The organism is Acidobacteriota bacterium (assembly GCA_009861545.1).
Lineage (GTDB): Bacteria > Acidobacteriota > Vicinamibacteria > Vicinamibacterales > UBA8438 > WTFV01.
The window spans coordinates 31267-48514 of record VXME01000040.1 but is presented as its reverse complement, the minus strand read 5'-3'; the positions used below and the strand labels follow the sequence as shown (position 1 = coordinate 48514).

Genomic DNA, 17248 nt, shown 5'->3' with positions numbered 1-17248 from the left:
GCCGTGGGTCTCGCCAGACTACTGCGGCGCAGGTTCTTGAGCCGTGTCGGTCAGGCTGGAGCGCAGCCGCCGCCGGCGCCGATGACGCGTGATCGCGAGATCGATCAAGCGGTCGATCAATGTCGGGTAAGACAATCCCGACGCCTCCCACAGCTTGGCGTACTGGCTGATCGCGGTGAACCCGGGCAGCGTGTTCGCCTCGTTGACGTACAGCCGGTCGCCGGATTCGTCCAGCAGAAAATCGACCCGCGCCATGCCGGCGCAGTCGAGGGCGCGGTATGCGTCGAGGGCCAGCGCGCGCACCTGCGCCGTACGCTCCGCGGAGAGCGGCGCCGGGATGACGATTCTGGACCGGTCGTCCAGGTACTTCGCCTCGTAGTCGTAGAACCCGCCGGGCGGTGGGATCACTTCGCCCGGCACGGATGCCTCCGGGGCCTCGTTGCCGAGGACGGACACCTCGATCTCCCGCGCAGCGGGCACCGCATGCTCGACGAGGAGCTTGTCGTCGAAAGCCCACGCCTCGTCGAGCGCGGAGCGCAACGTTTCCGCGTCGGTCGCGCGGGAGACGCCGACGCTCGATCCGAGATTGGCCGGCTTGACGAACACCGGGTAGCCGAGGCCGGCTTCGAGTCGCTCGAGGACCCCGCCGGGGTCGTTCTCCCACTCGACGCCGCCGACCACGCGGCCCGGGACCACCGGCAGTCCATGCGCCGTGAAGAGCACCTTCGCCACCGCCTTGTCCATGGCGACGGCCGAGGCCAGAACGCCGGCCCCGACGTAGGGCACGTTCGCCAGCTCCAGCAGCCCCTGCAGGGAGCCGTCCTCACCGAATGGCCCGTGGACGATCGGAAACACGACGTCGAGTGCGAGCTCGGCTACGCTTGCACGGCCCGTCGCGCGAGTTGCCGCGGACGCCCGCGGACCTGGATCCCGGTCGATGGTCAGGAGGGGGCTCGGTGTCGGATGGGCGACCAGGTGCACCTCGGTCTGCCGTTCCGCCGGCAGGCTCGAAGCCCTGCGGGCGTCGTCGATGACCTCGCCCGCAGACTCGATCTCCGGCGGTCGGTCCGCAACCGTCCAGCGCCCGGACTTGTCGATGAGGAGGGGGATCGGCTCGTAGCGGTCGCGGTCGACGTGCCTGAATATGGCGGCCGCGGATGCGAGCGACACTTCGTGCTCGCTCGATCGGCCGCCGTAGATGACGCCAATGCGAAGCCGGCCCACAGGTGGCTTGTAGTATACGTGACCGGGATGACGCAGAGGGCCGTTTTCGAGGTGGAAGCGCGCGACGGCCGCGCGCGCCGCGGCCGTCTGCTGACCCCGCACGGCGCGGTCGAGACGCCGGCGTTCATGCCCGTCGGGACCGCGGGCGCGGTCAAGGGGATGACGGCGCGGGAGCTCGCCGCGGCCGGCGCCGGCATGGTGCTGGCCAACACTTACCATCTTCACCTGCGGCCGGGCGACGAGCTCATCGCGCGGCGGGGCGGCCTGCATCGCTTCATGGGGTGGTCGGGGCCGATCCTGACCGACAGCGGCGGGTACCAGGTCTTCAGTCTGGCCGCCCGCCGCGTCATCGGCGAGGAAGGCGTGCGCTTCCGGTCGCACCTCGACGGCAGCGAGCACGAGCTGACGCCGGAGAGCGCCACCGAGATCCAGGCCCGGCTCGGCAGCGACGTCGCGATGGCGTTCGACGAGTGCACGCCCTGGCCGGCGTCGGTCGAAGAGGCGCGTCTCTCCATGGAGCGGACCCTGCGGTGGGCGCGGCGCTCGCGGGAGCGTCACGACCTGCTGTCGGGTTCGCCGCTCGGCGCCGGGGCCGCCATGACGACCCCGGGTCAGCTTCAGTTCGGCATCGTGCAGGGCGGCATGTATCCGGCGCTGCGCGAGCGCAGCGCACGCGAGACGATCGCGCTCGGCTTCCACGCCTATGCGATAGGCGGGTTGAGCGTGGGAGAGCCGACGCCCGTGATGTACGACGTGGCAGGCGCTGCGGCCGGCATGCTGCCGTCCGACCGGCCGAGGTATCTGATGGGGGTCGGCATGCCGGACGATCTGGTCGAGTCGGTAGCCCGCGGGATCGATCTGTTCGACTGCGTGCTGCCGACCCGCAACGCGCGCAACGGGCAGCTCTTTACGGGGCGCGGACCGCTCTCCATCAAGGCCGCGGCCTACGCGGAGGACGACCGCCCGGTCGATCCCGAGTGCGCGTGCTACACGTGCTCCCACTTCTCGCGGGCCTACCTTCGCCACCTGCACGTGGCCAGGGAGATCACCGGCGCCGTGCTCAACACCGTCCACAATCTGCACTTCTACCTTGACACGATGCGGCGGATCAGGGACGCTATCCAGTCGGGCGGTTTCGAACGGTTCCGGCAAGCCTTCCACCACGCGTACCGTCGCCGGCCGAGACCGGAAACCCCGGAAGCTTTGACGCACCAATGAGTCCGCACGACATCGACGCGCTGCTCGCCATGGCCCAGCCGGCCGGCCAGCAGCCGGGGCCGTTCATCCAGTTCCTGCCGCTGATTCTGATCCTCGGTATCTTCTACGTGATCATCTGGTTGCCGATGAAGCGGCGGCAGAACAAGATCCGGGAGTTCCAGGCAGCGCTGAAGGTCGGCGAGAAGATCGTCACGACCAGCGGCATCTACGGTTCCATCACGAAGCTGCACGACAAGTCGGTGCAGGTGCAGATCGCCGACCGGGTGCGGATCGAGATCGCACGCAGCGCCATCGGCGGTTATCAGGGCCAGGATCCCGTGGTGCAGGACGGGAGCGGCTCGTAGGGGACGCCATGCAGAAGAACCTGCAGTGGAAGCTGCTCGCAATCGTGGCGGTGACCGCGCTGGCCGTCTGGGGCGTCTACCCGCCGGGCGACCAGATTCGTCTCGGCCTCGATCTGAGCGGTGGCGCGCACCTGGTGCTGCGCGTGGAAACGAGCGACGCGTTGCAGGTGGAGACGGAGACGGCCGCCGAGCAGCTCGGCGAGCAGATGTCCCTTCAGGGAATGGAGGCCGCGACCGTGATTCCGGTCGATGCCACGACCATCCGGGTCGAGGGCGTGCCGGGCGAACGGGACGGGGCATTCCGCCAGTTGTCGGACGAACGGCTGGCTGCGTCCTACGATCGAGAGCCGGGGGCGGGCGGCGCGTACACCTTCCGGATGCGGGGTCCGGTGACCGCCTCCCTGCGCGAGGAGGCCGTCCGCCAGGCGCTTCAGACCATCGAGCGCCGCGTCAACGAGCTGGGGGTCTCCGAGCCCATCGTCGCGCCGCACGGAATCGGGGGCGACCAGATCCTCGTGCAACTGCCGGGCGTTTCCGACGTGGCTCGGGCGAAGGCGCTCATCCGATCCACCTCGCTGCTCGAGCTCAAGCTAGTGGAGGAGGGACCCTCACCGAGCCGCGAGGCGCTGTTGCAGGCGCGGAACGGGGTCGTGCCGCCGGACATGGAGATAGCGACCCAGCCGTCCGCCGCCGGTACCGAGCCGTTCTACTACCTGGTGCGGCGGGTGGCCGCGGTGACCGGCCGCGACCTCCGCAACGCGCGGCCGTCGCTCGACGAGTTCAACCAGCCCGCGGTGAGCTTCACTCTCAACCGCGAAGGCGCCGTCAAGATGGGCGAGATCACCAGCGCCAACCTCGGCCGCGGGCTGGCGATCATCCTCGACGGGCAGGTTCGATCGGCGCCGACCATCCAGGGCCGAATCACCGACAGCGGCCAGATCACGGGCGTTTCCCAGCAGGAGGCCGAGGATCTGCAGATCACGTTGCGGTCCGGCGCGCTGCCCGCGTCGCTCACGTACCTGGAGGAGCGGACCGTCGGCCCGACTCTCGGCGCCGATTCGATTCGGGCGGGGGTCGCCGCTTCCATCGCCGGGCTCGTGCTCGTGGCGTTCTTCATGCTCGCGTACTACAAGCTGGCCGGCATCAACGCCGTGGTCGCGGTGGTGCTGAACCTGCTCATCCTGATGGCGTGCATGGCCTACGTCGAGGCCGTGCTGACGCTGCCCGGTATTGCCGGGTTGATCCTGACCATCGGCATCGGGGTCGATTCCAACGTGCTGATCTTCGAGCGCATCAAGGAAGAGTTGCGCTCCGCGAGGAGCGTCCGGTCGGCGGTGGCGGCAGGGTTCGACCGCGTGCTGCTGACGATCATCGACACCCACGTCGCGTCGCTGATCGCGGCGGCCTTCCTGTTCCAGTTCGGGTCCGGGCCGATCAAGGGCTTCGCGACCACGTTGTTCTTCGGTCTCGTGTCGAACGTGTTCACGGCCGTTTTCGTTTCGCGATCGATGTTCGAGGCCGTGCTGTCCCGTCGCCGCGTCGCGACGCTGAGCATCTGAGATGGCGTTGTTCAAACAGCCCCGCATCGATTTCGTGGCGCGCCGCTGGCAGGCGTTCGGCCTGTCCGCGCTGGTGATCGTGGCGGGCATCGTCGTGCTGTTCACGCGGGGCGGCCTGCCCCTCGGGATCGACTTCTCCGGCGGATCCCTCATCGTGTTGCAGTTCGAGGAGCCGACCGGCGAGGGGGCGGTCCGCGACGCGCTCGCGAGCGTGGAGGAGAAGGTCGTTCAGCAGTACGGGGATGCGGGGGACAACGAGGTGCTCGTGCGCCTTCCCCTGTCCGGGCCGGAGGTCGGCGCGAGTCTGGAGGCCGGTGCGAACGAGGTCGTCGACGCGTTACGCGCCAGCAGCCTCGGCGAGTTCGAGGTCATCAGCCAGGAGCTGGTCGGTCCGGTCATCGGACAGGAGTTGCAGCGCCGGGGCATCAGCGCGTTCGTCTTCGCGATGGCCGGCATTCTCGTCTACATCGGTCTGCGGTTCCGCTTCAGCTTTGGGGTGGGTGCGGTCGTCGCGGTCGTCCACGACATCGCCGTCACGCTCTCGCTGCTGACGTTCTTCGGCTACGAGCTGTCGCTGAACGTCGTGGCGGCGATGCTGACGATCACGGGTTATTCGGTCAACGACTCGATCGTGGTCTTCGACCGCGTGCGGGAGAACCTCCGCGTGATGCGGCGCGACACGTTCGGCCATCTCGTGAACACCAGCATCAACCAGACCCTGGCGCGCACCGTCATCACGTCGGGCACGACCGGGTTCGCGGTGCTGGCGCTGTACGTGCTCGGCGGCGAGGTGCTGCGCGGTTTCGCCTTCACGATGCTGGTGGGCGTTCTGAGCGGCACGTACTCGACGATTTTCGTGGCTGCGATGATCGCCCTTGCGATTACGGAACGGCGCGGCGCGCGGGTGCAGCGGACCGTGCGCGCGGTGGCGGAGGAAAAGCCGCAGCCGCCGCAGCAGGAGACTCCGCAGCGATCCAGACGGCGCTCGCGGCGCGCCCGGGCTTCGTAGAAGAACGCGACCGGATGTTCGGGCGCTGCGATCCGTGACCGCGCTGGAAGCTGCGTTGCTCGGGACGGTTCAGGGGCTGACGGAGTTCCTGCCGATATCGAGTTCGGCGCACCTGCTGCTCGCCCGGGCTTTCTTCGGCTGGGAGACCGGGGCCCGGTTCGGTCTGGCGTTCGACGTCGCATGCCACATCGGTACGTTGCTCGCCGTGGCCGCCTACTATCGCCGGGACGTGGTGGAACTGACCCGCGCCGCGGCGATGCCGCGGACATGGCTGGGCGGGCCGGGCGACTCGGCTGCTCTCGTCCGTTCGATCGCCATCGGCACCGTGCCGATTGCCGTCGTCGGCCTGGCGCTGGCCGACCTGGTGACGGGCGCTCTGCGCACCGTTACGGTTGCGGGAGTGAGTCTGGCGGTCGGTGCGGTGATGATGTTGGCCGCCGAACGCGTCGGGTCGCGAGGCCGCGACGAGACGACACTCCGGCCGCTGGAGGCGCTCGGGCTGGGTTGCGCCCAGGCGTCGGCCTTGATCCCGGGGGTCTCCCGGTCGGGCGCGGTCCTGATCGTGGCCATGCTGCTCGGTCTACGCCGCGAGCGGGCGGCCCGGTTCGCCTTTCTTCTCGGCATGCCGGCCATCCTCGCGGCGGGTGCCAAGGCGGCGCTCGACCTGGCGGGGCAGGGGGTGCCGTCCGGCGATCTGGTTCTGCTGGCGGTGGGCTTGGTTTCGTCGGCGGGAGTGGGATACGCCGCAGTGAAGTACTTCATGCAGTACGTCGCGCGTCATTCACTCGACCCGTTCGCCGTTTATCGCCTGGTGCTCGGGTGTCTGGCCCTGGCCTGGGTCCTCGGGTCGTGATCGACGTCGAGCCATAGACCGATGCAGTGGCTGCGCCGCAGTCTGATCGCGGGTTTCGTCGTGATTGTGCCGCTGGTGATCAGCGTGGCGGCGTTCGTCTGGTTGTTCCAGTTCATCGACGGCGTGATGGGACCGGTGTACGTGCGGTTGATCGGCCGGGAGATTCCGGGCTTCGGCCTGGCGACGCTCCTGCTGCTGGTGGTCGCCGTCGGGGCGTTCGCGACCAACGTGCTCGGGGAGCGGCTGCTTCGCCGGGGGGAAGCCTATCTGATGAAGCTGCCCGTGTTCCGCGGGATCTACTCGCCGGTCAAGCAGCTCGTCGAGGCGTTCTCGCCGGACAATCAGCTCGGCTTCAAGCGGGTCGTGCTGGTGGACGATCCCAAGCGGGGGCTGGTGCTCGGCTTCCTGACGAAGGAGTTCACCATCGAGGGACAGGACGAGGCGGGCGCGCACGTCGCCGTGTACGTGCCCACCAACCACGTCTACTTCGGGGACGTCCACATCTATCCGCGGACGGTCGTTTCGTACCCGTCGCTGACGGTGCAGGAAGGGTTGCAGGTGTTTCTCACGGGCGGCATGGCGCTGGCCGGGCGCCTGCAGATCGAGCAGGAGAAGCGGCAGGCCTGACGCGTCGGTCGCGGGCCTGCCTGGTCGAGGGTTTTCAAGTGTGGCGGAGCGCCACCGTGCGGCAGAGGGTTGAATGGAGCAGCAACTGTACTACGTGCTCGGGTTCGGGATGCCGGTCGCGGCGGCGGCCTTCGCGTTCTTTCTGATCGGCCGGATCAATCGCCTGGAGCCGGGAACCGAGCGGATGCAGCGCATCGCGGCGCTGATTCGCAACGGTGCGATGGCCTTTTTGAAGACGGAGTACACCGTGTTGGCCGGCTTCGTGGGCGTCATGTTCGTGGCGCTCGTTCTGCTGCTGCCGGGCAACGCGCTCTTGACCGGGGTGGCGTTTCTCGCCGGCGCCGTGCTCTCGGCGACGGCGGGGTGGATCGGCATGCAGACCGCCACCAGCGCCGCGGTTCGCACGACGCACGCGGCCACGACGAGCCTTTCGAGCGCGTTGCGCGTCGCGTTCTCGAGCGGCGCCGTGATGGGGCTGACCGTCGTCGCGCTCGGCACGCTCGGCATCGCCCTCCTCTACTACCTCTACGGGGGCTTGAGCGGGGCGGGAGCCAGCGCCGTCGAATCGCTGTTCGGGTTCTCTCTGGGCGCCTCGTCGATCGCGCTGTTCGCCCGCGTGGGTGGCGGCATCTATACGAAGGCGGCGGACGTGGCGGGCGATCTGTCCGGCAAGGTGGAAGCGGGGATTCCCGAGGACGACCCCCGCAACCCGGCCACGATCGCCGACAACGTCGGCGACAACGTCGGCGACGTCGCCGGCATGGGAGCGGACCTGTTCGAGTCGTACGTGGGCAGCATCATCTCCTCGATAGCGCTCGCCTGGGCGCTCACGGCGCCGTCCGCGAGCGCGCTGTGGGGCGTGGACGAGGCCGGGTTCGGCACCCTGCAGTCGACGCTCGTCGTCTTCCCGATCCTGCTGGCCGGCGTCGGCATCCTCTCCTCCATGCTCGGCACGTTCGTGGTGAACACCGACGACGAGACGAAGATCGGCAGCGCCCTGCAGAGGGGCTTGCTCGTGGCGTCGGTGCTCGTCTTCCTGGGGGCAGGCGGACTCGTCTCGATCCTCGATGTTCCGCTGGCGGTGCTGTGGTGCGTGGTGGCCGGCGTCGTCTCCGGCGTGGCGATCGGCCACGTGACGGAGTACTACACGGGCAAGGACAAGCCGCCGGCCCACAGGATCGCGCAGCAGTCCGAGACGGGGCCGGCCACCAACATCATCGCGGGGCTGGGCGTGGGAATGATGTCGTGCGCGATCCCCATCCTGATCATCTGTCTGGCCATCTACGTCAGCTTCTCGCTGGCGGCGCTCTACGGGATTGCGATCGCCGCGGTCGGGATGCTCTCGACGCTGGGAATCAGTCTGGGCGTCGACGCCTACGGGCCGGTGGCGGACAATGCCGGGGGCATCGCGGAGATGAGCGGGCAGGAGGCTTTCGTGCGCGAGCGAACGGACGCCCTCGACGCGGTCGGAAACACGACCGCCGCCATGGGGAAGGGCTTCGCCATCGGGTCCGCGGCGCTGACCGCCCTGGCGCTGTTCAGCACGTTCCGGACGACGGCCGACGCCGCGGTTCTCGAGGCGGGCGGGGCGTCCGCCTTCGACCCGCGTCTCCTGAGCCTCGCGCTCGACAATCCGAACGTTCTGATCGGCATGCTGCTCGGCGGCATGCTGCCGTTCCTCTTCTCCGCGCTCACGATGAACGCGGTCGGACGTTCGGCCAACGACATGATCGAGGAAGTCCGCCGGCAGTTCCGTGAGATTACCGGGCTGCTCGAGGGCGAGGCCGAACCCGATTCGGCGCGGTGCGTAGAGATCTCCACCCGCTCCGCGATCCGGGAGATGGTCGCGCCCGGGCTCATCGCCGTGCTGGCGCCCGTGCTGACCGGCTTCCTCCTGGGCGTGTCCGGACTCGGAGGGTTGCTGGCCGGCGCCCTCGTCGCCGGGGTGCTGATGGCCCTGATGATGGCGAACGCGGGCGGGGTGTGGGACAACGCGAAGAAGTACATCGAGGAGGGGCATCACGGCGGCAAGGGGTCGGAGCCGCACAAGGCCGCGGTCATCGGCGATACCGTCGGGGACCCCTTCAAGGACACGTCGGGGCCGAGTCTCAACATTCTCATCAAGTTGATGACCATCGTCGCGGTGATCTTCGCGCCGCTCGTGGTCGTGTGGATGCAATAGCTCCGGGTTGACGCTCCGTTGCCGGGCGGTTAAGATGCCCCACCCTGCGCGGCCCGCCAGGGGAACGGCAAGTGGGCCGGGCGCACGCGTTGCGAGATGGCAGCGCGAGCGAAATCCGATAGTCCGTTTCTCTCTGTCCGGTGTCTAACATCCGGTGAAGGCGATGTCGTTCGGCTCGTTGACACGGAGGAGCGGCCTGCTATAATCGGCGCTTCCGAAGCGGCGTCCGAGGAATCGAGCAGGCCAGGAGGCGTGCTGTGGCTGACACGAGAAAGAAGAGCAACCCGGCGAAGGGGGCACCGGCACCGGCCAAGAAGGTCGAGCCGGCGATGTTCGGGGAGATCTCGAACCCGTCCATCACGGTCGGTGCGCGGAAGTGGTACACGCTGCCGCTGTCCATCATCGCGCACGTGGTCGCGATCGGCGCGGTCGTGATCGTCCCGCTGATGGCCATGGACGCGCTGCCGACGCCGGCGTCCATGATGGCGTTCGTCGCGGCCCCGCCTCCGCCGCCTCCGCCGCCTCCGCCGCCTCCGCCGCCGGCCGCCGCCGAGGCCGCGCCTCCGCCGGTTCTCGACGTCAACCCGAACGCGGCCCCGATCGTCGCGCCGGAGCAGATCGTCGAGGAAACCGGTTTCGACATCAACCGGGTGCAAGGCGTCGAGGGCGGCGTGGCTGGCGGTGTGGTGGCCGGCATCGTCGGCGGGCTGCCGACCGCGCCTCCGCCTCCGCCGCCTCCGCCGGAGCCGGTTCGCGTCGGCGGCAACATCAGTCCGCCCACCAAGATTCGGGACGTTCCTCCGGTGTATCCGCCCGTGGCGCAGCAGGCGCGCGTGCAGGGCGTCGTGATTCTCGAAGCGGTGATCGGTCCCACCGGTGCGGTCACCGACGTCAAGGTGCTGCGCTCCGTTCCGTTGCTCGACGAGGCTGCAATCACGGCCGTGAGGCAGTGGCAGTACACGCCGACGCTGCTGAACGGCGTGCCGGTTCCGGTCATCATGACCGTGACTGTCAACTTCCAGTTGTCGTAACGTACGCCTCGGGGATTCTGAAACCGATAGAAGAGACTGGGCGGCCAGTACGTCTCGCCGCGGGAGGAACAGATGGACTTCTTCTTTGTCGCACAGATGGACTTTCTCGAGTTGTGGGAGCAGATGGGGATATCCGTCAAGATCCTGATGGGTGTGCTCGTGGTCATGTCGATGGCGTCGGTCGGCGTCTTCTTCGAGCGGTTGTTCACCTTCATCCAGGCGACGAACCAGTCGAAGCTGTTCGCGCCGCAGGTGGCGAAGCATCTCAAGGACGGGAAGCTCAAGGAGGCCATCAGCGTCTCGCAGTCCAAGGACTACCGGTACAGCCACCTCGGCAAGGTCGTGCTGGCCGGTCTCCAGGAGTACCAGTTCCAGCAGGACAGCGGCGTCGACCTGCACAAGGACGACGTGGTCGACAGCGTCCACCGCGCGATTCAGCGCGCGGCGGCGCTCACTTCCTCCGACCTGAAGCGAGGCATGGGCATTCTGGCTACCATCGGCTCCACGGCCGTGTTCGTCGGCCTGCTCGCGACGACGCTCGGCGTCATCAACGCGTTCCAGGGCATCGCGGCCACGGGCTCCGGTGGTCTGGGCGCCGTGTCGGGCGGCATTTCCGAGGCGCTGGTCGGCACCGCGATCGGCCTCTTCGTGGCGATTCCGGCCGTCTGGTTCTTCAATTACCTGACCGGCCGCCTCGAGTACTTCGCCGTCGAGATGGACAATTCGTCGTCGGAGCTCGTCGACTACTTCATCAAGAAGTCCTAGACGGGTTCCTGTTCCGGGATCCGATCGGGCTCGCCGCCGGGCGCCCTGCGCGCCCGGCGGCATTTCTGCTCAAGGAGCGTTCATCATGGGAATGTCAGTCGGCGAGAAAAGCGGCGGCTTGAACTCGGAGATCAACATCACGCCGCTGGCCGACGTGATGCTGGTGCTGCTCATCATCGTCATGCTCATCGCGCCTCTGTTGACGGCCGGCGTGACGCTGACCCTGCCTGAGGCTTCCAACACGGGCGACAAGCCCGACAACGACAACAACACCACCGTCGCGGTGACCTCCGACGGCCGGTACTTCGTGGACAACGTGCAGACGACGCCGCAGGAGCTGCTCAACTCGATCAACAGCGCGCTGGATCGCAAGCTGGAACGGATCCTTCTCGTCAAGGCCGACGTCAACGCGCAGTACTCGTCGGTGATGGAGTTGATGGACCAGTTGCAGCGGGCCGGCATCGAGAACGTCGGGCTCATCACCGAGCGTGAGGTCGGTGGCGGGGGAGGGGAATAGACATGGCGAAGAAGAAGCACCACGGTGCGGACGCCGTCGCGCAAGCGACGAACCCCCACGCGAATTCGGAGATCAACATCACGCCGTTCATCGACGTGCTGCTGGTTCTGATCGTCATCTTCCTGGCGGCCCTTCCGCTCGGGCAGCGGGGGTTGGACATCAACCTGCCGCTCGAGACCCAGGGTGCGCAGCAGGCTGCGACCGACAGCAGCCAGATCCTGCTCGAGTACACGGCGGATCGGCGTATCTCCGTGAATCAGCAGCCGATGCAGATGGCGACGCTCGAGTCCGAGCTCCGCTCGATCTTCGAGACGCGCCGCGAGAAGACCATGTTCATCGCTGGCGCCGGGTCCTTGACCTACGGCGAGATCATCGACGTGATCGACGCGGCCCGGGGCGCTGGTGTCGAGAAGGTCGGTATCGTCACCGAGGGCATGCGGCGCGCGGCTGGCGCGGCGCCCGTCGGCTAGACGCGATCTTTTGGGTCGCGGTGCGACCCTGCTGGCGGGTCGGGTGGGAGCGTTCGCTCGCGCGAGGGCTCCTGCTTCGCAGATACCACCAGGACAGTAGCAGGAGGGCCCGGACCACCACGTGTGGTTCCTGGCCCTCTTCTTCTGTACGGAGGTTTCCTGGGGAGAGCCTCGCCCCGGACTTGGGCAAGACCGGGAGGGGGTCGTTGGGTTCCGTCCCCCCACTTGCCTCGCTTGCCTCCCGGCAACGCCTGTCCAGCGACCCTGCTCTGCTCGGCGACGCCTCGTCCCCTGGGTCGGCCTCCGCGCGGGCGCCGTCGCACCGGCGGTTTCCCCGAGATTTCAGAACAGGCGGACAACCCCGCCGGCGCAACCGGCCTGTCCACCAGGGACGGCGCCAGCAGGTGTGGTTCCCTGGGCCGCGCTGGGGGGAGAAGCAGTCCAGGAGTAGAGGGCGGCCGGGCGGCGCAGGCAAGAAAAAAGGCCGGGCGCCATCGTGGAGGCGCCCGGCCACGAGTATCTCGGACCGGAAGTGGAATGCGCCGCCGCGCCTACTGACCGGCGCCCGCCGCGCCGCCGCCCCGCGCCTCGTCCTGAATCTCCTGCGCGCGGTCACGCAACTCGTCGGCCTCGGCGATGAGCGCGTCCTGCTCGTCCTGGTCATCGCTCATGTTCGCCTGCATCCGGAGCAGGATGTTCTTGTAGACCAGCGCGTCGACGTACCGCTCGTTCAGTGCGATCGCCTGGTCGGCCGCTTCGATGCCGGCCAACACGTACTCGGCCTTCTCTTCCTGGGTGATTCGGAAATCGCGGAACGCCTTTTCCCAGTAGAAGGTGGAGATGGTGTAGAACGCCTCGGGGTTGTCCGGCTCGATGTCGGCCCGCTGGCGCAGCGCGTCGATGGTCTGATCGAAATCGCCCGCACGGTTGTAGAACCCGGCGAGCTGGAGGTAGACCGTCGGATCGTCGGAAAGCATGTTGCGGACCTCGAGATAGATCGTCTCGGCGTCCTCGAACAGCCCGGATTCCTCGAAGAGCTGCGCCAGCACGAAGTAGTTGTCCGGATTGCCGGGGTCGAGCTGGATCATCTCCTGCAGCAGCATCGCCCGGTTCGTGGGGTCGTTCATCTTGTCGGGGCCGTAGGCGGCCACGAGGTACTGCATCGACAGCGTCCGGAACTCCCGGTTCGGGATGTTGTCGGCAGCCAACCGGTAGTACTCCACCGCCTGGTCCAGCAACGCGTCGTTCTCCGGCTCGCCCCGGAACGCCGGCGTGTAGAGATTGTCGTAGCAGTTGGCGATGTAGAAGTAGGCCACGCTCATCGCCTGCGACAATTCGCTGTTCGGGTCTTCGCTGACCACGTCGACCACATGCTGGTACTCTTCGATCGCCGCCTCGTAGTCCCCGCGTCCGTAGAAGAGGTTGGCTTCCTTGAACGTGCGCATGGCGCCGAGCTGGTCGAAGAAGCCACACGAGACCAACGGCATCACCATCGCCACAACGAGGCCCAGTCTCAACAAGGTCCGTCCCGTCTGCATGATCCTCTCCCTCATCAAGTGCGAAACTCCCGGCCGCGGCCGCTTCGCCCCGCCACCCGGCGGGCGGCGCGCCGCCAAGCGGGCGCACACGATACGCTCTCGCGCGGCGGCAGGCGCCGGCGACCTGTTCCCTCCCCAAGCGAATGGCTATAGTGAAGCAAAAGGAATAGCAAGTCAACAGCCGGGAAGGGCGTTCTTGACCCTCCTGCGTGCTCCCCGTATCGTCGTTTCGGACGGCGGTTTCCATGCTCAGCTTCGAGAATCTGCTCGGCTCGGTCCGCTCGTACAACCCGGACACGGATGCGGATCTGCTGCACCGGGCCTACGAGTTTTCGGCCCTGGAGCATGCGGGCCAGATCCGCCGGTCCGGAGAGCAGTACATCACGCACCCGCTGGAGGTTGCGCACCTCGTAGCCGAGATGCATCTCGACGACGTGACGATCGCGGCCAGCCTGCTGCACGACGTTGTCGAGGACACGCTGACCACCATCGAGAACGTTCGCGGACTCTTCGGTGCGGAGATCGCCCACGTCGTCGAAGGCGTCACGAAGATAAGCACGATTCCATTCTCGTCGAGCGAGGAGCGGCAGGCGGAGAACTTCCGGAAGATGCTGCTGGCGATGGTGGACGACGCGCGCGTCATCCTCGTCAAGCTGGCGGACCGCCTTCACAACATGCGCACCCTCGGTCATCTTCGCGAAGACCGCAGACTGAAGATCTCGCAGGAGACCATCGACATCTACGCACCCATCGCGCACCGCCTCGGGATGAACAAGGTGAAGAACGAGCTCGAGGAGCTTGCGTTCCGCCATCTCGATCCGCCGGGCTACGAGTCGCTGCTGGAGCGCGTGGAAGCACGCCGCCGCGCGACCGAGCGGACCGTCGACAGTCTCAAGAGCACGCTTGCGGAGAAGTTGCGGGACGCCGGCGTGCCGATCGTCTCTCTGGAAGCGCGGATCAAGAGCATCTTCAGCATCTGGAAGAAGATCAGGCGGCAGAAGATCTCCCTGGACGAGGTGTACGATCTCCTCGCTGTCCGCGTCATCACCCAGTCGGAGCGCGACTGCTACGCAGCGCTCGGCATCATCCATCAGATCTGGGCGCCGGTGCACGGCCGGTTCAAGGACTTCGTGGCCATGCCGCGTCCGAACGGCTATCAGTCGCTGCACACGGCGGTCATCAGCGATGTCGGGCTGCCGTTCGAGGTGCAGATCCGCTCGGAGGACATGCACCGGATCGCCGAGCACGGCATCGCCGCGCACTGGAAGTACAAGGAAGGCCGAGTCGGCGCCGAACCGGACGAGAAGTACTTCCTCTGGCTGCGGCAACTCCTGGAGTGGCAGCAGGAGGTGCCGGACCCGAGCGAGTTCATTCACAGCCTCAAGCTCGATCTCTATCCGGAGGAGGTGTACACCTTCACGCCGAAGGGCGAGGTCAAGGCGCTGCCCCGCGGAGCGACCCCCATCGATTTCGCCTACGCGATTCACACCGACGTCGGCCATACGTGCGTCGGCGCGCGCGTCAACGGCCGGATGGTTCCGTTGCGGACGCCGCTGCAGAGCGGAGACATCGTCGAGGTGGTCACCCGGACCGGCAACCGGCCGAACCGCGACTGGCTGAACATCGTGGCGACCACGCGCGCGCGCAACAAGATCAAGCACTTCATCCACGTCGAGGAGAAGCTGCGGGCCGTGGAGCTGGGACGCAAGCTGATCGAGAAGGAGGTCCGCCGATTCGATCTCAAGCCCAGGACGGTGCTGGATCCGGACGCGGTCGCCAGGGTCTGCTCCACGCTCGGGGCGTCGAAGCCGGACGACCTCTATGCGTCCGTCGGATACGGCAAGGTCTCGTCCCGCGCCGTGCTGGACGTCCTGATTCCCCGTGAGCAGCGCGAGCATCCGAAAGCGGAAGCGTCCATTGCGTCCGTGGTTCGCCGCGTGCTTCGTCCGAACCAGGAGACGATCAAGGTACGGGGATTCGACGACCTGATGGTGTTCCGGGCCGGCTGCTGCAATCCGATCCGCGGGGAGAAGATCGTCGGTTACGTCACCCGCGGGAAGGGCGTCTCGGTGCACGCCGCGAGCTGTCCGAACGTCGTGAACCTCTTCTACGACCCGGAGCGGCGGATCGACGTTGCCTGGGACAAGGCGAACGACGAGTCGACGTTCACGGTCTGCCTCACCATTCAGGTCGAGGATCGCCGCGGCATGATAGCCGACGTGACGTCACGCCTCGCGGACCGGAGAATCAACATCCTCAAGGTGGAAGCGTCCGCCAACAAGGACCGGCACGGCCATATCAGCGTGACGTTCGACATCAGCGACATGCAGCACCTGCAGCGCGTCATCAAGGTCGTGCGGGCCGTGGCCGGCGTGCTCGACGTCGAGCGCGTTCACCGAAAGCCGTAGAGCCAGCGACTCCTGCTCCGACAAGGGCCGGTCGCGGGCGGGCAGCAGCAGGTTCAGGCGGGAAGCCGGACGATGGCGTCGATCTCGATCCGCGCGTCCTTCGGGAGACGCGCGACTTCGACGGCGGCGCGTGCCGGCGCCGGTTCTGCGAACCAGGTGGCGTACGCGCGATTCATGGTCACGAAGTCGTTCATGTCGGCGAGATAGACGGTCGTCTTCACGACGTCGTCGAACGTCGCGCCGGCCGCGCGGACGATGGCGTCGAGACTCCGCAGCACGCGGTGGGTCTGCGCCGCCACGTCGCCGTCGATCAACTGCCCCGTTTCGGGATCGATCGGTACCTGTCCGGAGACGAACAGAAGGTCGCCGGCCCTTACGGCCTGCGAGTAGGGGCCGATCGCGGCCGGTGCGCCGGTGGACGTGATTGCGGTCCGCGCCACGTGAGGTCCGGTCAGGCGGGCTTCGTGATCCGATTCGAGCGGATGCAGCGGGTGCAGACGCGCACGCGCTTGACCCGGCCGCCGACGACGGCGCGAACCGACTGGATGTTGGCCTGGAACCGCCGCCGCGTGACGTTGTGGGCGTGACTGACGTTGCGCCCTACGGCGGGTCCCTTTACACAGAATTCGCAGCGTTTCGCCATGGACTGACTCTCTCCCGGAGCCGAAACGGGAATTGTATACCACGGAGCCGCTTCGTCACCGCGAACGTCACGGTGGCAGGATCAGTCCGGCCGGCGTCGTTGGGCCCGCGGCGTCGCCGGACGGACCGCGTTCCGCGCCGTCGGCCGCCGATGTCCAGACCCGCTTGAGCATCGCCAGCCAGGCGCGCTCGTTGTCGCCGTCGTCGAGTGCGCGTCGAGCCTCATGGGCCCCGGCTTCCACGCGCCGCAGGACGCCAGCGGTATCGTGATCGGACAGGTGGGCGCCGTTGGTGCGGTCGGTTTCGATGAGTCGCTTCAGTTCCAGGGCCAGCCTCTGCCCGGCCGCCGTGCCGGCGGCGTGCTCGTACACGATGCCGCGGCTCGCGGTCTCGTAGGTCCGGGCGAGGGCTGTCGCGGCCTGCTCGACGTCCGCGTCGACGAGGCCGGGGGCGTCCGGCCGATCGCCGGCGAGATACTCGAGCAGCATTGCGGTCAGCCGCTGCTGGCGACCCGTCAGGCCGTGCAGCAGGGCGACGAGGAACCCGCCGTCGCGCTCGCGCTGCCGCTGGATGACGGCGGGGGGATGCGTCGTCGCCGACTCCAGGTACACGCAGTCCGGCGGGCACGCGATCTGCTTGCGTCGCTTGGCGCCGCAACACGCGGAGCAAATCTGCTCCCCGAGGGCGGGGCAGGATCGGCGCGCACGGCGGCGACCGCAGAGCGAACAGACGGGCTTGCCCATGGCTTCTCGTCGCGGAGGCTCAGCTTGGCACAACGCGCAGTCCGGATCAACGTTGGGGCATGGTGGCGCCTTCGCCTGGCGGATCTCCAGCGGACGCCTGTCCACTGGAGAGGGCGAC

Annotated in this window: 17 protein-coding genes and 1 pseudogene; 13 read left to right on the top strand and 5 right to left on the bottom strand. The window is 67.5% G+C overall.

Annotated elements, in window-relative coordinates:
* Nucleotides 1-18 precede the first annotated feature (18 nt).
* The gene (locus F4X11_05480) at nucleotides 19-1224 is read right to left on the bottom strand and encodes a D-alanine--D-alanine ligase (protein MYN64466.1); all 1206 of its coding nucleotides are present in this window, start codon (nucleotides 1222-1224) and stop codon (nucleotides 19-21) included.
* Nucleotides 1225-1251: 27 nt separating this feature from the next.
* Between F4X11_05480 and tgt the strand changes: the two genes are divergently transcribed.
* The 7 genes from tgt (at nucleotide 1252) to F4X11_05445 (ending at nucleotide 9016) form a co-directional block, all read left to right on the top strand.
* Nucleotides 1252-2442 (top strand): tRNA guanosine(34) transglycosylase Tgt, encoded by a 1191-nt coding sequence (tgt, locus tag F4X11_05475; GenBank protein MYN64465.1) that lies wholly within the window; start codon nucleotides 1252-1254, stop codon nucleotides 2440-2442.
* A complete protein-coding gene (gene yajC, locus F4X11_05470; protein MYN64464.1) occupies nucleotides 2439-2786 on the top strand; it encodes a preprotein translocase subunit YajC in 348 nt (115 codons plus the stop codon). Before tgt ends, yajC begins: the two co-directional genes overlap by 4 nt.
* A gap of 8 nt (nucleotides 2787-2794) precedes the next feature.
* Entirely contained in the window at nucleotides 2795-4345 is a 1551-nt protein-coding gene (secD, locus tag F4X11_05465; protein ID MYN64463.1) for a protein translocase subunit SecD, read from the top strand.
* A 1-nt stretch (nucleotide 4346) separates the two neighbouring features.
* The gene (gene secF, locus F4X11_05460) at nucleotides 4347-5354 is read left to right on the top strand and encodes a protein translocase subunit SecF (GenBank protein MYN64462.1); all 1008 of its coding nucleotides are present in this window, start codon (nucleotides 4347-4349) and stop codon (nucleotides 5352-5354) included.
* Nucleotides 5221-6207, top strand: coding sequence for an undecaprenyl-diphosphate phosphatase (locus F4X11_05455; GenBank protein MYN64461.1), 987 nt, complete (start codon nucleotides 5221-5223; stop codon nucleotides 6205-6207). The genes secF and F4X11_05455 overlap by 134 nt, the downstream gene beginning before the upstream one ends.
* Before the next feature lie 21 nt (nucleotides 6208-6228).
* Complete coding sequence (locus tag F4X11_05450) at nucleotides 6229-6834, top strand: DUF502 domain-containing protein (protein MYN64460.1); 606 nt, start codon at nucleotides 6229-6231, stop codon at nucleotides 6832-6834.
* Between the two features lie 73 nt (nucleotides 6835-6907).
* The gene (locus F4X11_05445) at nucleotides 6908-9016 is read left to right on the top strand and encodes a sodium-translocating pyrophosphatase (GenBank protein ID MYN64459.1); all 2109 of its coding nucleotides are present in this window, start codon (nucleotides 6908-6910) and stop codon (nucleotides 9014-9016) included.
* Between the two features lie 199 nt (nucleotides 9017-9215).
* On the opposite strand, the gene F4X11_05440 is transcribed toward F4X11_05445, so the two are convergent.
* Nucleotides 9216-9599, bottom strand: a complete 384-nt coding sequence (locus tag F4X11_05440; protein ID MYN64458.1) for a hypothetical protein — start codon at nucleotides 9597-9599, stop codon at nucleotides 9216-9218.
* On the opposite strand from F4X11_05440, the gene F4X11_05435 reads away from it, so the two are divergent.
* The 6 genes and pseudogenes from F4X11_05435 to F4X11_05410 all read left to right on the top strand — a co-directional run bounded on the left by F4X11_05435 (nucleotide 9496) and on the right by F4X11_05410 (nucleotide 15745).
* Nucleotides 9496-10047 carry an energy transducer TonB gene (locus tag F4X11_05435; GenBank protein ID MYN64457.1) on the top strand — a complete coding sequence of 184 codons (552 nt, stop codon included), beginning with the start codon at nucleotides 9496-9498 and terminating at the stop codon, nucleotides 10045-10047. The genes F4X11_05440 and F4X11_05435 overlap by 104 nt on opposite strands.
* 123 nt (nucleotides 10048-10170) lie before the next feature.
* Complete coding sequence (locus F4X11_05430) at nucleotides 10171-10812, top strand: flagellar motor protein MotA (protein MYN64456.1); 642 nt, start codon at nucleotides 10171-10173, stop codon at nucleotides 10810-10812.
* A gap of 85 nt (nucleotides 10813-10897) precedes the next feature.
* Nucleotides 10898-11329, top strand: a complete 432-nt coding sequence (locus tag F4X11_05425; protein ID MYN64455.1) for a hypothetical protein — start codon at nucleotides 10898-10900, stop codon at nucleotides 11327-11329.
* Between the two features lie 2 nt (nucleotides 11330-11331).
* On the top strand, nucleotides 11332-11799 hold the full coding sequence (locus F4X11_05420; protein MYN64454.1) for a biopolymer transporter ExbD: 468 nt from the start codon (nucleotides 11332-11334) through the stop codon (nucleotides 11797-11799).
* A gap of 1221 nt (nucleotides 11800-13020) precedes the next feature.
* Nucleotides 13021-13077, top strand: a pseudogene (locus tag F4X11_05415) (hypothetical protein).
* Nucleotides 13078-13582: 505 nt separating this feature from the next.
* On the top strand, nucleotides 13583-15745 hold the full coding sequence (locus tag F4X11_05410) for a bifunctional (p)ppGpp synthetase/guanosine-3',5'-bis(diphosphate) 3'-pyrophosphohydrolase (protein MYN64453.1): 2163 nt from the start codon (nucleotides 13583-13585) through the stop codon (nucleotides 15743-15745).
* A 53-nt stretch (nucleotides 15746-15798) separates the two neighbouring features.
* On the opposite strand, the gene F4X11_05405 is transcribed toward F4X11_05410, so the two are convergent.
* The 3 genes from F4X11_05405 to F4X11_05395 all read right to left on the bottom strand — a co-directional run bounded on the left by F4X11_05405 (nucleotide 15799) and on the right by F4X11_05395 (nucleotide 16998).
* Entirely contained in the window at nucleotides 15799-16185 is a 387-nt protein-coding gene (locus F4X11_05405) for a RidA family protein (GenBank protein MYN64452.1), read from the bottom strand.
* An 11-nt stretch (nucleotides 16186-16196) separates the two neighbouring features.
* On the bottom strand, nucleotides 16197-16388 hold the full coding sequence (gene rpmB / locus F4X11_05400; protein MYN64451.1) for a 50S ribosomal protein L28: 192 nt from the start codon (nucleotides 16386-16388) through the stop codon (nucleotides 16197-16199).
* Nucleotides 16389-16455: 67 nt separating this feature from the next.
* Nucleotides 16456-16998: a hypothetical protein gene (locus tag F4X11_05395; GenBank protein MYN64450.1), complete on the bottom strand. Its 543-nt coding sequence runs from the start codon at nucleotides 16996-16998 to the stop codon at nucleotides 16456-16458.
* Between the last annotated feature and the right edge of the window lie 250 nt (nucleotides 16999-17248).